This window comes from Aliifodinibius sp. S!AR15-10 (assembly GCF_031569985.1).
Taxonomy (GTDB): domain Bacteria; phylum Bacteroidota; class Rhodothermia; order Balneolales; family Balneolaceae; genus JAMQKA01.
The window spans coordinates 1-16489 of the sequence record NZ_JAMQKA010000006.1 but is presented as its reverse complement, the minus strand read 5'-3'; the positions used below and the strand labels follow the sequence as shown (position 1 = coordinate 16489).

General features: G+C 47.1%; 11 protein-coding genes and 1 tRNA gene. 6 read left to right on the top strand and 6 right to left on the bottom strand.

Annotated features, from left to right (window positions below):
• Positions 1-3: 3 nt before the first annotated feature.
• The 4 genes from NC796_RS05910 to NC796_RS05895 all read right to left on the bottom strand — a co-directional run bounded on the left by NC796_RS05910 (position 4) and on the right by NC796_RS05895 (position 5095).
• On the bottom strand, positions 4-2802 hold the full coding sequence (locus tag NC796_RS05910) for a hypothetical protein (RefSeq protein ID WP_310682969.1): 2799 nt from the start codon (positions 2800-2802) through the stop codon (positions 4-6).
• A 51-nt stretch (positions 2803-2853) separates the two neighbouring features.
• A complete protein-coding gene (locus NC796_RS05905) occupies positions 2854-3603 on the bottom strand; it encodes a FecR family protein (RefSeq protein WP_310682967.1) in 750 nt (249 codons plus the stop codon).
• An 18-nt stretch (positions 3604-3621) separates the two neighbouring features.
• Positions 3622-4827: a hypothetical protein gene (locus NC796_RS05900; protein ID WP_310682965.1), complete on the bottom strand. Its 1206-nt coding sequence runs from the start codon at positions 4825-4827 to the stop codon at positions 3622-3624.
• Between the two features lie 194 nt (positions 4828-5021).
• Positions 5022-5095: transfer RNA gene (locus NC796_RS05895), tRNA-Ala, on the bottom strand.
• 184 nt (positions 5096-5279) lie between these two features.
• Between NC796_RS05895 and NC796_RS05890 the strand changes: the two genes are divergently transcribed.
• The 3 genes from NC796_RS05890 to NC796_RS05880 all read left to right on the top strand — a co-directional run bounded on the left by NC796_RS05890 (position 5280) and on the right by NC796_RS05880 (position 10597).
• On the top strand, positions 5280-6182 hold the full coding sequence (locus NC796_RS05890) for an OmpA family protein (RefSeq protein ID WP_310682963.1): 903 nt from the start codon (positions 5280-5282) through the stop codon (positions 6180-6182).
• A gap of 221 nt (positions 6183-6403) precedes the next feature.
• Positions 6404-9337 carry a PEP/pyruvate-binding domain-containing protein gene (locus NC796_RS05885; protein ID WP_310682961.1) on the top strand — a complete coding sequence of 978 codons (2934 nt, stop codon included), beginning with the start codon at positions 6404-6406 and terminating at the stop codon, positions 9335-9337.
• A 6-nt stretch (positions 9338-9343) separates the two neighbouring features.
• Positions 9344-10597: a serine hydrolase gene (locus tag NC796_RS05880; protein ID WP_310682959.1), complete on the top strand. Its 1254-nt coding sequence runs from the start codon at positions 9344-9346 to the stop codon at positions 10595-10597.
• A gap of 458 nt (positions 10598-11055) precedes the next feature.
• On the opposite strand, the gene NC796_RS05875 is transcribed toward NC796_RS05880, so the two are convergent.
• Positions 11056-13875 (bottom strand): Npt1/Npt2 family nucleotide transporter, encoded by a 2820-nt coding sequence (locus NC796_RS05875; protein WP_310682957.1) that lies wholly within the window; start codon positions 13873-13875, stop codon positions 11056-11058.
• 41 nt (positions 13876-13916) lie between these two features.
• Positions 13917-14843: a serine hydrolase gene (locus NC796_RS05870; protein ID WP_310682955.1), complete on the bottom strand. Its 927-nt coding sequence runs from the start codon at positions 14841-14843 to the stop codon at positions 13917-13919.
• 250 nt (positions 14844-15093) lie between these two features.
• Here NC796_RS05870 and NC796_RS05865 point away from each other — a divergent pair, with 250 nt between their 5' ends.
• Genes NC796_RS05865 through NC796_RS05855 form a run of 3 tightly spaced genes read left to right on the top strand, consistent with a single transcriptional unit; the run spans position 15094 to position 16188 of the window.
• Positions 15094-15420: a hypothetical protein gene (locus tag NC796_RS05865; RefSeq protein ID WP_310682953.1), complete on the top strand. Its 327-nt coding sequence runs from the start codon at positions 15094-15096 to the stop codon at positions 15418-15420.
• A 12-nt stretch (positions 15421-15432) separates the two neighbouring features.
• A complete protein-coding gene (locus tag NC796_RS05860; protein WP_310682952.1) occupies positions 15433-15894 on the top strand; it encodes a hypothetical protein in 462 nt (153 codons plus the stop codon).
• Between the two features lie 3 nt (positions 15895-15897).
• Positions 15898-16188, top strand: coding sequence for a hypothetical protein (locus NC796_RS05855; RefSeq protein WP_310682950.1), 291 nt, complete (start codon positions 15898-15900; stop codon positions 16186-16188).
• Positions 16189-16489: the final 301 nt, after the last annotated feature.

Below are 16489 nucleotides of genomic sequence, written 5' to 3'. Positions count from 1 at the left end.
GGGTTAGAATCTGAAAATATAGCGAGCCTCCAGCCGATGGTCATTTGGAGGATTCAGGCTGGACAGCTGATTTGCTATGTTGGTATAGCTGAAATTAATCATCAAGGCGTGATTTGTCGCAAGGTCGTATTGAGCACCGGCGCGAATGATGACCAGGTTATTTTCGGTCTCCTCTATGATACGATCTCCATTTTCATCCGTTTGCGGCTGGTAAATATCGTCACTGGGATCACTGGTAGCGTTGTTGGAAATTTGCAGCGAGGTAGACTCGATATTGTTTTTGGTGAATGCCAGGTTGGTATTCAGATCCAGCTTGTTATCCATCAGTATGAGCGAACCTCCCACGTTAAACCCGGTAACCATGATATCCGATAAGCCCCCCAGCGTTTCGGTACTGTTGATGTTAAAACCGACTGTGGTATTGAGCGGTATTTCAGAAAAGCGGCTCTGAAGATTAAAGTTAACTGAAGAACTCTTTGTGTCTCCGAATCTGAAAAACTCATCTTTGGTGTCGAGGTAAGAAAAGTTGAGATTCGCGTGGTGTGACAGGTCGAATAGCTCAAACTGTTGGGTAATGGAGGTAGTGAATTGGGAAGTGTTACTGAGGCGCGGGTTGGCTGTTATGGAGGTGTCACTTTGTGAAAAGTTTCGGACTGAAATATTTTCGGGATTGCCGGTTTCAGCCACAAAAGGATTATAAAGGGGTACGGCATTATCCCTGTTACGATACATAAACCCAACGCTTATCCTGGGAAGATATTGATCAATGGGGAACCAGCTGAAGTTCGTACGGGCTGTTTGCGTGCTGGTCGTGGCGTCTTTAGTGTTCGATACGTTGTCATTTAAATTTTCGTATCCAAGCGTCACATACAATCGGTCGTCAAAGAGCTGGAACCGGTCTGACAGCGTAACGCCAGCAACATCCCTGCGAATGGTAGAATTGGCCAGCGATACATAATTCGGGCCGATCCAGCGGTACTGTGCCCGGAAGTTGTTGCCAGAAATATTGAAGTTCAGCTCCGACTGGTTGGCCAGTATGGAGGTCGGGAAATATGCTGATTCCACACTGGTTTTATTGCCCTCTACATTGAACCGGAGCGGCAGGGTATTCATATTTTCATTTATGATGATGAGCCATGCCCAGCGGTCCAACTGATTGCTTTCATCTTCACTCAAATCAATATCAAGATCCTGGTCACTGGATAGCACGCCCGGGCTTATATCCTCATTAAGCAGGCCGACGGCCATTTCACTACGCAGTCGCAGCATATTATCAAAAAGGTTGACCATCAAATCACTGCCACCAATAAAATTGTCTTTGGGCCGGGGGTTCCCCGACACACTGAGCAGGTCCGGGTTGGATTGCAGGTCGTTCATCGAAGATTGATCGAGCTCCTCGGTTAAATCAGGACGCTTGTTCATCAGGTCGTCAAAGTCTCGTACCGTCGCCAGCGAGGTGGTGTCATCACGCACTTTTAGGAAGTTCAGGCCCCACTGGAACGTTTCTCCCCGGCCAAAACTGAGGCGCCCACCGGTTACATTTCGTTTGTAAGTGCCCCGGCCATTGTTTTCAAACCCGATGGAGTAGTTGGTGTCTATTAATACTCCATTGTCAGAGAATACCGAATCAATCGTCACGGGTCTATAAAGATTGGATATCCTGCGATTAATTTTCCCGTGGAGGAACTGGGCATTGATCGCCCCGTTGAAGGCATGCAGTTCGGTGTTGATCCCCTGCACCCGGCGTCCCGATATGGTTAGTGGACTGATCGACGGATACACGTGTCCGGCCTGGAACTCCAGCCAGTTGCCGATGTAAAGTTCTCCTCCATACCTGTTTTGCGGCTGTAGTCTGGAAGACTCCTGGGAGGTTAGCAGTCCATAAGCGGAATACCGAATATTGTCTTTACCACCCGAGAGGCGTATATCCCCTTTTAAAACGTCATTCCCAATACCGCCAACCTGCTGGTTTTGGGCCGTCAGTTCCACCTGGCCCTGTGGCGCAAAGGTTTCTTCTTGACCTCCACTCAATTCAACATTACTGCCACGGCTTACCGTAATGTTCGGATCTAGAACCCTGAATTGCCAGTCGGCAATGCTCGTGGTATCGCTGGTTGTAGCCAGTTCTAGGCTTACCCGGTGTTGGCCGGGAGCGATCTCATCAGGAGAATAGGAGAAGAAGTAGTCGGAAGCCTCAGCCTGTTCCGTAATATCTTGATTGTCCAGTGTGAGGATAAACGAGGAGTTGGCGGTATCCACAGCACCCTCCTCATAAAAAAGAGTGATCGCTACCAAGACATCATTCGGGGGCAAGGTGGAACCGGGTTCAGGAGACAGGATGGTATAGTCGATGCCCGGCGCATTTTCAGTAACGGTTTCCCGCCGATCTACAATGTCAACGCGAATCGGGTCGGAATCGGGCTGGGTGGCGGGATAGGTGATGCGCGTCCCGTCATTCATCTGTACAACAAAATAATATTCCAGTGATCCCGCAGACTGGTTGTCAATTTTCAGGGTAGTGGCAAAGCCCGTCTGGTCGTATGAAGCTCGCTGCTGGCGGTAGGATATCTCCCCATCATACTTATAAAAAAGAAATGCCTCTAGTACGTTGTTAACATTAATGGCCGGAATATCGAAAGAAAGGGTAACCGGTTCCGCCCGCTCTATTACTGTTGGTGCCTGGTGTTGCACATTATAGGTGTCCTGTATTCTTTTTTCACCAAAGGCAGTGTTTGTCGGCATTAACGCCAGTAGCAATACCAATGACAGCAGTGCTATGTGCTGGTCCCCAAGAGTAGCCATCTTATAACGTTTTCCAGTCATTCTTTTCAGGAAATATGTAAACCCAAGGATCTAGTTGTCGTTGTTGTTACCCGCACCTTCTTCATTATTTTCGTAGTATTCAATTTCTATTTCCCTGATCTGCCCGTTCTCATCTCTGAAGCGCAGTCTCATTTTTTGGGGTTCACCCGTTTCACTACCAAGACTCTCAAAGTCACTCCTAAGCTTCTGAAGATCCTCTTCCGTTAGCTCTCCGGTTGTGATGGTATTGTCGTCATTTACCTGTCCGTACATGCGTTCGGTAAGCGATACGGTCTGCCCGGTTGCCGATGAGGTAAACTCTACGATGCCTTCCTCCACCCACGCGTAATTGTCTGATCTGACCCCAAATTCGGTGCCTTTTACAGATGCGACCGACTTGGAGGTCGCCACCTCAAAGTTATTTTCAGACCGCTGGGTAACTTCCATAAAGATTTCACCAGCCTCAAGCGCAATGCGTGTGGAGGTGCTTTTGTCATTGTTAACCTCGCCGCGCACGGTCAACTCAGAGTTGGGCTTTACCTTGGCAAAACTTTTATCCATGAACTGTACCGCCGCATACCCACTTTCATTTGTTCTCAGGGTGTCTCCGCTGTAAAGGGGTTCTCCTTTGTCAGGCGAAATATTTTTTGGTTGAATATTAACCGAAGGCTTATACCGCCGTACAAAGGCAAGTGGACGGTCGGCGGAAGAGTAGTTATAGATCTCAGCGGAGGCCATACCCAGAATCAATACAGCCACAAGCGGCCATCCCAAAAATGAATTCAATTTCTCCTGTTTCATAAATTCAGCCCTCCCCTCTTAATCAATAATAATTGTAATCTCACCATTATCAATTCTGTTGCTGAGTTCCTGCAGCTTCTGAACAGCCGCAGCACCTTGGTAGGTTTGCCCACCTATTACAATCGAATTAAAGTTGTACCCATCTTCATTCAGTCGGTTTAACTGTTCTCTTCCCAACAGGCGGTGCAATGAATTCTCAACTTCTGTGGTAACAACTGCCGTGTTTGCGCCAGGCTCCCCCGAGGCCACGGTAAACTCCCAGATTTCAGAAGGAATATTTTCGGTTGCATTTACGGTCTCCCTGTTTACAAAAACCTGCCAATAATATTTTTGGCCGGCTTCCAGGTTCTGGACGCCGGAAGGAGGCATCGAAAAAGTAATATTGTTGAGGCGGGCATCTACAATCTCGAAGTCCAACAAACTGCCGATTCCCGAAGTGCCGTTCTCTAAAATCGGTTCTGATCCCAGCGCCGACTGTATCAGCGTTTCCGGGCTCTGCCCGTTATCTTCGACGATGACGAGGCGGTAATTGGTATTGGTTGGGCCATCCCAGCGAAATACCGGCAACGTAGTCGTGATCTGCTCACTCGATCCCACCTCGCCGCCAGGCTGCACAAGATAGAGATCGATACTGGTATCTGTTGAGATGTTTTCACCAAAACTCTCTTCTATGGAATCCAGGAGTTCTCCGCCGCTGTCACTATTTCCACCCTGGTACAGGCTCAGCGTTACGGTATAGATATCAGCCGGAAATGTTGTTGAACTGGCCAAGTCATTGATAAAATCTTCTCCGGACTGGGTAAGTCCCCCGTTAAAACGAATGCTTTCCTCCACCCCGGGAAGGCCGTTTTGCAGCTGGTTGTTATTAGCTGTAACCACTTCCCCGGCACTCAAATGGAACGGGCGGTTATGCCATTGGTACAGGTTGGCAATGGCGCCTCGTTTATTCGAGCTAATCTGCAGCTCCAGGTACAGGTTTCGCTGCTCCCGATTCTCATTGTTTCTTATGACCAGGTTGAAAAGAGGAGCCCCTTGGCCCGAACGATCAACACCCAGGTTTGAAAGGCTGAGGACCTGTGCTTTTGTTAACTGGGGTTGCAACACCAAATCCAGTTCTACCGGTGTTTGTGCCTGAACATCTCCCGGAAGAGTGGCGAGCAGCAGGGAAGCTCCCAAAAAAAGAGAGTAAAAAAAGCTTTTTATTTTGTGGAAGTTATTTTTCATAAAACCTCCTGTAAATGATTCAGTATATTTTATCCGCCTAACTGCTTATTTATTTGTAACTTCAGGGTAATTATGATAAATAACTATTTTATTACAATTAAACCAATTGTAATAAAATTCGGAACTTTTCGTTTCGGCAGCTATTTATATAAACCTGATGATTGGAGTGTCGGAAGAAGGGCATACAGAAAATGTGGAGCTAGAGGGATTCGAACCCACGACCTCTTGCATGCCATGCAAGCGCTCTAGCCAACTGAGCTATAGCCCCATTTTCGAATGTCAAATATATGGGTTATGATGTACCAATGCTAATTATTCATCAAATTTTGTTTGAATTCGGCAGTATCATTACTTTTAGTTCTTGATGGCCTCTTCAAAAGGTGCTTCAAAGATGAATTTCAAAAATATACTTTCTTCAAAATCATAAACATACAACAACAGGAGTAAATTCAATGAAACGAGCTCTAAATATATTACTTGTTTCCATTTTATTAGCAGGAGGGGTTACCCTTCAATATGGTTGTGGGTCAAGTGAACCCGCAGTACAAGAACCGGTTGACTCAGATGGTGACGGGCTAACCGACGCCGAAGAAGCCGAACTTGGAACTGATCCCAATTCTGCTGATACGGATGGAGATGGCTTAACGGATGGACAAGAGGTAAACGAATACGACACTGATCCCACTAATCCTGACACTGATGGTGACGGACTTGAGGACGGACCTGAAGTAAATTCCTACGATACGGATCCCAATAATCCAGACAGTGATGGTGACGGACTCGAAGATGGTGAAGAAGTCAACGACTATCGCACGGATCCAAACAACGCAGACAGTGATGGTGACGGTCTTAATGATTATGAAGAGGTTATGGATCACGACACGGATCCGAACAATTCTGACAGTGACGGCGACGGTTTCACCGATGCCCAGGAAGTTGAGATGGGTACCGATCCGAATGACGCACAAGATCCTGCCTACATTAACGAAGGCGATCTCGGTACTATCAATTTCGATTTTGACCGATCCAATATTGATGATGCAGCGGCTGCTATTCTTTCCGAGAATGTTCAGTTGCTGATGGATGCTCCGAACTTCCGCGTGCGGATAGACGCTTATACTGACCACATCGGTGGCGACCAGTACAACCTCCGATTGAGTCAACGAAGAGCTACTTCTGTGGTAGACTTCTACACCGAGAATGGTGTTGCAGAAGACCGCATCGATTCCCGCGGATTGGGTAAAGCTCCGGTTCCTTGCTATGAGCAAGCGGGTCCTGATGATCCAGGTTGCCGTAAGAACCGACGTGCAGAATCACATCCGATCAGTCCGTTTCAGTATACTCCATCTAACTAACGACTGATAGGAACGACATTATTTGGGCGAATCCCTTTTCGGGGATTCGCCTTTTTTTATGCTGTAATGTTATGGAGAGATTAAATTTTGTGTAAGTAGATATTTTTAAATGTTTCTTTCGTAGAATTAGAATCTGTAGCTCGAAAGTTAGAATCTGAGATAAGGCAAGGAAAATACCTCAAATCAAATATCTACAGAGGTTGAGATGGAGTTTGAAATTTATGACAAGTGACAGGCAGAAATTGATATCAACAGTTACTAAATATAGTGTAAGCATATTACTGCTCTTTTTATTGGTTGGTGAACTGTTTGCCCAACAGGTGGATGGTCCAGCAATCAGGAAGAGGATCGAAGCCTTTAAGGAAGACCCGCGCGGTCCATACCGGGATCTGAGATGGTTCTGCCCGGACGGCTCAGTAGTGCCGCCACAGGAGCGGTGTCCGCAGGGAGGAGGTAAACAGCGCGCCCGTTACAAAGATGACGTTCTCTCCCTGCAGAAATCAAATCATATTTATCTGGGGCAGATTCTGGCTACAACCGACTACGGGGACTTCTGGGATACTCAGCACAACCATTCGCGGCTGAAGCAGTATCAGCTGGAAAAATACCTCCGCAGTATTGATAATGGCTGGATTCTCCGCAGGGCCCAGTATTACCGCGGGGCAGTGCAAGCGGAAGATGAAGAAGTGTGGGGTAGGGAGTTTTTTTCCTGGTTGTTATCTTACGATGAAGCACTACAAAAACATTATTTCCTGATCCGTCAGGCCCTGAAGGATATCCCGCACCAGGGAGACGAGAATACGGCCCAGCTTATGCGAAGCCAGTCCAAGGTGATTTCCGACCAGTATCCGCCGTTTATGGATTTACGGGTTAAAATTCACGGTCAGCCACAACAGTCGGATATCGGCAGGGTTGAGTCCTTTAGGAAGAACCATTCGGATAAGCTCTCGCAAGACCTCAAGAGCAAGATTGATGAGCTGATCACGACAATGCAGTCGTTTTTTCAGCCTGTGAATGTTCAGTCACTGCGGGAAGATATTTCCACTTTGTCTCCCACGGAACTCAAAGACATATTGTCCGGGTATGCTCAAAAGCTGTCACGGGCGACTTCTTCAAGTGATAGAATCTCGGTTTCTGCTACCATGCTACTCGAAATTCGAGAAAGGCTTTTGGAAGAGAAAAAAGCCGGTGCACGACTTACATTGCTCGATATTTCAAACAAGCTTGAAGAACTCGTCTATAAAGAGGCCGTTAGCTGGCAGCCTGAAAATGTGATGAATCTTCTCCAAAAAACGTATTATCTGGGCCGGACGGCAGCCGCCACAGGGTATATTGAAATGTGGGAGTGGGAGCGTGTCTCTAATCATCTCGCCCCGCCTGAAGCAGAAAATATGACTATTGAGCAGCTCAATAACTACCTGCAGTTGTTGCGAAGCCAAGTGGAATGGGGCGCGGGGACCGTAAAGGCTACCTACCACGGGGTTGCGGCTCTATTTAGCGGGTTCGAGCCGCTGGCGAACGGTTTTATTGATGACAGAATCAGGTCTTCCGTCCTGTTGCCGCTGGGACAAAGTGTAAGCCGGCTCGGCGATTTCATTGCGGAACAGACCGGACTGAACAACAGCGTGATGGGCATTGCCAATCAAAGTCATATCCGGGGACTCAATCCCGGGTTCGCTTACGGTGAGCTGGTCGTGGTGGATGGGGACCCGGATGATATCGAGGTTTCCGGAAATAAAATCTATGTCTTTGAACGCCCGCCGGCCGACCTGAAGCCGGTAGCGGGTATTGCTACGGTATCGGAGGGCAACCTGGTTTCTCACGTCCAATTGCTGGCCCGCAACCTGGGCATACCCAATGCGGTGATCTCGAACACAAACCTGGAGGATTTGAAGGCACTTTCCGGGAAAAAGGTATTCTATGCGGTCTCCAACCGTGGTACAGTGATCATGAAACCGGAAGAAAAAATGACCGATGAAGAACGGGAGCTGTTTACGGTGCGAACAAGAAGCGAAGAGCGGATCAGGGTGCCGGTGGACAATATTCGACTCGATCAGACTTCGATTCTGAACCTGCGGGATGTAAAGGCCAGTGATTCGGGCAAGCTGTCCGGTCCAAAGGCCGCGAACCTGGGACAGCTAAAACAGATGTTTCCGGACAAGGTGGTGGAAGGCCTCGTAATTCCGTTCGGCATTTTCCGGGAGCATATGGAGCAACAGATGCCGGGACGAGATACCAGTTACTGGCAGTTTTTGAACGGCATTTTCGCACAGGCAGAGGAGATGCGCCGCGGTGGAGCATCCGAAGAAGCTATTGAGACACACCAGTTAGCGCAGCTTGAAGTGTTGAGAGAAGCTATAAAAAAAATGCCGCTTCTTCCCTCATTTAATAAAGAACTGGAAGACAAATTCAGTGAGATTCTCGGCAGTCCCCTGGGAGAACTCCCCGTCTTCATCCGAAGCGATACCAACATGGAAGATTTGAAGGATTTTACCGGCGCGGGTCTCAATCTTACCGTCTTCAATGTCGTTGACAAGGAAAAGATCATCCAGGGGATCAAGGATGTGTGGGCGTCTCCCTACACAGAACGAAGCTACAAGTGGAGGCAGCGATACCTGCTTAATCCTGAAAATGTGTACCCTTCGTTACTGATAATTCCGAGTGTAGATGTGGATTATTCTGGCGTGTTGATAACCAAGGGTATCGGCACGGGGAACCCGGATGAGCTGACACTGGCTTTTAGCCAGGGAGCTGGGGGCGCGGTAGACGGACAGGTTGCCGAATCATATATCGTCAAATCAAACGGCGAAACCGTGCTTCTCTCCCCTTCGCGCGAACCGTACTACAACCGATTGCCCCTGGCAGGGGGAACAGCAAAACAGTCGGCTACTTTTGAACAGCCGATATTGAACGATCAAAACATACAGGAGATCCGGGAGCTGTCAGATCAAATCAAAAGGATTATGCCCAAAACACCGGGAATTGAGTCTCAGGGACCTTATGATGTGGAACTCGGATTTAAAGACAACAAGTTATGGCTGTTTCAGATCAGGCCTTTTGTGGAGAACAAGCGGGCCCTGGGTTCAGAATACCTGGAGTCGATTACTCCCGATATCCCCAAAAATAAACGAATCAAGCTGTCCAACAGGTTATAACATAGTATGAGTTACAGAGCACTTTTTTTAATACCGGCATTTTTCCTGGTGTTATTCGCTGGAAGAGAACACTATCCCATCGACGGGTATGAAGAGACAGGGATCGAACGACTGCTTCGGCTGCAGCGTATTATGGGTGGGGAGATCGAGGGCGAAAAACCGCCACCCGGGGCCCAAAGGTCGATATCGGATATCACATTAAACCTGCTGGGCTCGCGTGGCGACACACTACAGGCGATCCCGAGTCCTGATCTCGAGCTGCAAAAATCGGTAAATGCGATTTTTCCCTCCCTGGATGAGAGCTATTCTGTTGCGCTGCTCGATATCACAAAAGGACGCCCAATCCGCTACGCCCATCGGAAACAAACGAGTGGATACCAGCCGGGAAGTGTTGGTAAGCTAGCGGTACTGGCCGCTATATTTAGTGAGCTGGAGCGCATCTATCCAAATTCTTTTGATAAGCGACAGGAGCTCTTGCGAAGCCGGGAAGTGCAGGGCGGCCGGTGGGTTGTGCCCAACGAGCACGAGGTGCCGATTTATAACCCGGAAACCGGCTTTTACGCGAGACGAGCGGTCAGGGAAGACGACCGTTTTTCGCTGTACGAATGGACCGACCATATGATTTCGGTCAGTAGTAATGCGGCCGCCAGTGTCATGTGGAGGGAATGTATCCTGATGCGCGCATTTGGGAAGCAATATCCCGCGGTGACGGAAGTGGAAGCTGAAGATTTTTTTAAAAAAACGCCTAAGAAAGAGCTGGCAGAGATGGCCAGTTCTGTGGTCAATGCTCCGTTAAGAGATATTGGAATTAAAGAAGATGAATGGAGACTGGGCCGACTTTTTACGCACGGGGCGGCCGCCATCGTACCGCCAAGCGGGGGAAGTATCGGCACGACGCTCGGTTTGATGAAATATCTAATCGCCATGGAGCGAGGGAAGATTGTTGACCAGGAATCCAGTCTTGAGATGAAGCGGGTGATGTACCTGACGGATCGCAGAATTCGGTATGCGGCCTCCCCTGCTTTGACGAATGCAGCTGTATATTTCAAATCTGGAAGCCTCTACAAATGCGTGCCGGAAGAGGGGTTCAAGTGCGGGAAGTATATGGGCAACGTCTACAATTACATGAACTCCGTGGCGATCGTGGAGCAACCCGATGGCCGGACCTACCTCGTTGTGCTCCTGTCTAATGTGTTGAGGAAAAACTCCAGTGCGGATCACTATACCTTGGCCTCGAGGATTGACAAGCTTGTTAAATAGATTCGGCTCGGTTTTCCTTATACGACGATATTGCGTGTTTTCCCAAGCAAGGGATGTTTATTTTGGCTTGATCACGCCTGTAATTAGACCAGCATTTTGCTATAAGAAGTCCAAACGCTGGAAGGCCGACGCTTGGAATTAGCTCGGGAATAACAAAGGTGGCTATATCCTGATGAGATAGCCTACAACCCCCTCAGTCCCCCTTTGCTAAGGGGGATTTTGACGGGCTCCTCAACGGTTTGTGCTACATAAGGATTTATTCAACGGGCATTGGATTTTTTACTTTTTGACAGCTTTTTGAAAAGCAAAGGTTGAAGGTCTCCCTTAGTAAAGGGAGATTTAGAGGGTTGTCGGTAATATAATAAACAAATTAAATTCGACTATACTGCGCCATGTGTCGGTCTATAAGAGCAGGAGAGCAGTGCATAATTTGTGCATTCTTTAAGGATATCTGTAGTTCAATTCTGCGAAGTTTTGTCCAGTGCTTCAGCGGCGAGCTTGCGGATTTTCATGTCATCACTTTTGGAGTACGGTTGTATGACAGGGAGATACTTTTCATTGTCAAGCTCGGCTATCAAGCGGAGAACGGCTACCTTGATCCGCTGGTCATTGCCTTCAAGGAGCATCTCAAAGCATTCCCGCTCATCAGGTATGGAGAGCCGGAGCGACCGCAGGGTATCCTCCGAGATAGAATCCAACACCGTGGTTTCGACAACGGGTATCAGTATCCTCTTCAAATCCGGTTCCAGCAGGTTGTCGAGGAATTCGATGGCGTTGGTCTGTTGTTCCGGCTTGCTGCTGCGTACACCGTTATAGACCAAGGAGACATCCTCAGGTGGATACTTCAGGCCCAAAAGTCCGAAGATGAGTTCCAGGTCGGTATCCAGCCTCTTTTCCAGCACGTCGATTAGTTCTCTGCGTGCCTTTTCCTCACGGGAATACTGCTCTTCGGGACTGCCCTTTTGTTTCCTGCGGTAGTTGATAATAATTTGGGCATACATGGCCGACAGAGTATCAAGATATATTCTGCCCTCTTCCAGGATGCGCTGGGCAATTTGTTTACTGCTAAAAGTGAGTTCAGGGAAGGAGCTTTTTAGGTTGTTAAGTGACCGTACCGCTTGCAGGCGAAGCCGAAGATCATCGTCTTCGAGTAGTTTGAACAGGGCTTCGACGGAGCGCTGCGAGTTGAAGTGCTCAATGACCGAGGGTAAAAATCGAAGGGCCTTCATGGCAATTGATCGTTGCTCCACGGCAGTGAGGAAAAGATCGATTGCAGGTGTATTGTAGCCGATGAGTGCCTCTCGCGCACTATCCCGAAATTTTTTGTCAGCTAGGGAGGTGATCAAGGGCGTGATAAAATCCGGGTTCAGGGTTTTGCCCGCGCTGGCGATCGCTTTAGGTCTCACTTCAGGATCGGGATCATCCAGCATTTTTTCTATGTAGGAATAATAGCTTGGAATATTGGCGTTGCTCAGGATATCCAGCAACCGGATTTTATCATCCTTTTGTAGCGAGGCTTCGGGAGATTTTTCTATTGAGTTTATTTTGGACTCAATACGTTCTTCCAGTTTGTATTGGGTTCTCAGAGTCTCATTATTCCTGGTTTCCAGTGCCAGGCTGGCCAGTGCGGCATCTGAGATACTGGCATCGTCGTGGAACAGGTATTTATCCAATGTGGCGGTGGTTTCTCCTGAAGAGTGCTCAAATAAGTACTCAAAAGCCGCCATTTTAACTTCATGGGCGGGGTCATAAATCATAGACTTTATCTCATCTTCAACCGGATCTTTCTTGAAGTAATAGAGTGTCCGGATCGCTTCGGCTCGTACTTCTTTTGATGTGTGCTTCAAAAGGGCTCGTATATGATCAAAGAGTGACTCGTTTTCCATTCCCCGTACTTTATCCAGTACGTACAATATCTGTTTTTGGGAACCTTTTTTGAGAATTTCTTCTATGCCTCGCAGGAATGAATCTGGTTGAACAGCTTGTGGGATTTTCTCATCGGAGGCTTGTGCAACATTCAGTTTGAACAGGCGAAGGTACTCAGTTTTTACTTTCGATATTAGGTAGATCCATCCCCCAATGAAAAGTATGATGACAACGCTGATCACCTGGGAATAAACGTTGATCGAATTTACGATGAAGATGAGGATAAAGCCCGCCAACCCCGTTGCTGTGCTGTCAATGACGACATCGATAAAGGTTTTCGTTCTGTTTTTAATCTCCTGGGGAATCGGGAGGCTCAGCAACTCAGTGGCCGATTTATTTACCGACTGTTTGAGACTGCCATCCGCCGTTTTTAGCAGTATGGCCGCCCACAACTCGGGGAATATCAGCAGTGTGGTGGCCCCAAGTAAAATACCGACGGGGAGAAACAGCAAGGAGGGACCGACCCCCAGCTTCATCACCACGCGGGAGGTGAAAAAAAGTTGAATAAACAGGGAGAGCAGGTTTAAGCTGGAAAACCAAAAGCCGAAGAAGGCCGCCAGCTCATCCGGGTCAGTGATTATTTCATGAGCTATATCATTGAATTGGAAGTCGACCATCTTGGCCACTATCACGCCTAGTCCTATAACACTGGCCAGGTACGTGAGATGTTTGGAGTTCAGGATAGTTCTTATTGGATGCTCTCCAAAACCCTGAAATCGTTTTTTGCGTCTGTAGACGGAGAGGTGGCTTATATTTTCAGCCCATATCATGCGGGTAACCGGTATGCAGGCCAGCAGCAAAAATGCCGAAATATACAGGACATTTTCGCTGCCGAGTACCGGGGCCAGGACGGAGGTCAGGTAGCCCCCAAAGATGCCACCGGCAATCGCCCCGGACCCGATAAATCCAAACAGCCGCTTTGCTTCCCTGACGTTGTAAACGAGATTAGCCAGCACCCAGAATTGCGACGCCGAAAGTACGGCAAATATAGCGGTCCACACGTAAAAAAGGTACAGCACCCAATCCACCAGTACATTCAGCTGCAACAAAAGCACAAAACTCACCAGCACGCCAAATGAGATGAACAGGGTACGCTCGATTATTTTGTTCAGTGAGGACCGGTCCAAAAAACGGGCGTAGAGCGAAGAGAGCAGTATTGCTGCCACGGCAACCAGGATGAAGGCTTCCGGCAGCCGTTCAACACCAAATCTTGACAGGAACAGCGCGTTTACCGTTGGCTTGACGATGAGCAGCGTGGAGATCAGCAAAAAGATATTGAGCTGCATCAGGAAGGCGGTCCGGTACTCACCCTCGCGTATATCAAATACATTTCTAATGACTTTTTTCAGCAACCTGGCCCCCGTCTATTTTTAACCTTTCTGCGGATAATCTATTAGCTATTCAAGACCCGTTCTACCGGCATAACGAGTTGGCGTATTATCCGTTCACCATTCGGATCATTAACTAGAGCCACAAGAATATACCGCCTTGTGGGGCCCCAAACCAAAATAGAGTCGGAGTGGTAATTGCGCCAGGTCCCCGATTTCCGGAACAGCCGTGCCTTCGGGGCAATTTTTTCGAGCGTGCTCACAAATTTGTGGTGAAGGGCCGGGTCATCCATAATTTCGAGCATTTGCCGGGATCGCTCTGGGCTGACCAGCCGTCCCGCCGCCAATAGGTAATAAAAGCGACTTACTTGGGAGGCCGTGGCCGCATGACTCAATCCCATGATCGGGTCGGGATACCGCCTGCCTGCGCTGGCATACCGTTTACCCACCCAAAGGCCCCCGCCATACTCTTCATCGTAAAACTCATATTTGGGGTCAGTCATCACCGCTTCGATCTTTTCAAAGCTCAGCCGGTCTATCATCCGGGTGGAGGCTTGGTTGTCTGATTTCGCAATCATGGCGTTGAGATCGGCATATATCTCTTCGGTCTCTTCCAGCTCCCCCTTTTCAAACGCAGCCATGGTGGCCAGCAGGATGGAGATCTTGGGCAAACTTGCCGCATACATCATATGATTGCCGTTGATCCGGGCAAACCTGATGTCATTGATATTTCCGAGGTCGACCAGGCCGAGAGCCATCTTTTTTTGTTTTACCAGTTGTCCCCACTTTTTATTTGCAGTAATGGTTGCCATAAGCCGATTTTCGAGCTGTTCATCTACCAGCGTTCGCAACGGTTTTACGGCACTGTCGGGCAGGACGAAAGGCAGAGATGTGTTATTGCTTCCCGGCTGTGCAATATTTTGTCCCCCCGCATTGAGGGTAATGCCCACAAAATGGACGGCAAAGAAAATCAGGAATAGTGTTCGTTTCATTATTCAGGTAGTGTTTAGCCAAGCCACAAATAAGTGGTACGTGAAATAGCGAGAGACTCGCTTAGATAAGATTTAATATAAATTTATTTTGGATCTCTTATCGCTATTTGTCCTGTACTGGTAAAATTTTGTCCTGCTTGCATCATCAAGTGACGGCCAAGAATGAACTAGTAACTAATCGGTATCGTTTTGCATAATCATATCTAAATGTTTAACATTTATAATCAATTTAAAATAAACCAATAAGGTTGTGGCGGATATACCAAAGGAGATTTCAATTGTTTTTGAAAAAAATAAAGATGCTATTACGTTTCCTGTTAGTGGGGCCTGGGGAGGTCTTGGGCCGACAGGTAGTTTAGTTGTTCACCTTTATGAAGAATATCATTCTACCCCAAATAGTATAACTGCAGATGTGCAAGAAGATGGATCTGTTGACGTTAATAAAGGTGACCGAATTTCACGAGGTGATATTACCAGAGAAATCCAAGGTACAATGGTTTTATCGCCCCAACAAGCCATAAGTATTGGAAATTGGCTGATTAATAAGGGCAAAGAAGCTCTAAACAAACAAAAATAGAGTAGATAAATTATGGAAGCTTTAAAATACCCAGACCTTGAAGAGCCACAAAGTGATGTCGCTTATAAGAGTGGAAGAGGTGTTTTACGTGAAAAAGATTCCGATGATCAGGTAATTCTTAAGGATTTGGAACCTGAATACATAGATTTAAATGATCTCAATAAGGTACTTCCCGATTCTTTAGGAAGTAGCGAAGAGAAGAATGATTCAAATAAAAATGTAGAATTAAAGAGAACTGTACAACTTGAATATACATATAAAGGCGAGCGATTTAATTTGGACCGAAAAAATGGACTAATTTATATTAGTCATCCCAAATGGTCACTTGTTGGAATGGGGGAAACTCTACTTAAGGCTGAAATAGATATGCTAAAAGATGCTAGACTGATAGCGGATGAATATATTTCTCAATCGGATAGTGAACTTAGTAAAGAAGCTCAAAAACTAAAGCAATATCTATTAAAGATTATTTAACGGATGGGGAGAACGCGAAAGGTAAGTGAGATTAAGAGCGCATTGACTAAAAAAGGTTTTGCTGAAAAAAAGGGTGGAAATCATTTAAAATATAAATATAGAAGTAAAAAGCTTACCGAACCACTTTATACAATCATTTCTCATGGTAAAGATGAATATGGGATTAATTTATTGGATAAAATGGCCTATCAATTGAATTTGACTAATGGTCAACTTCTAGAATTTATTGACTGTGATATTAGTAAAAGAGATTACTATGAATTAATGCAGGATAGGGGAGTAATTTCCCGCTGATTAAAACAGCCCGACCTGTATGAGCAAGGACGGGCTAAAGTTTAAACCTCGTGATGCCGTTTTACCACATCTTCAACCAGTTCCGCGAAGGAGAAATCAGTGAATATATACGATGGGATGTAATCGGGATCTCCTAACCGGCACCTAACCCACCCCACGGACGTTTTATAAAATAGAGGCCTTTGAATTACCTGCCGATTTGGGTCGTGTTTAATTTTGCGGGTACAAATAGGTAAAAACCGGCAAAATAATCCATAAATGCACCTTGCATTTTTCGTTTTAGGCCGAAATATCGGCCTCA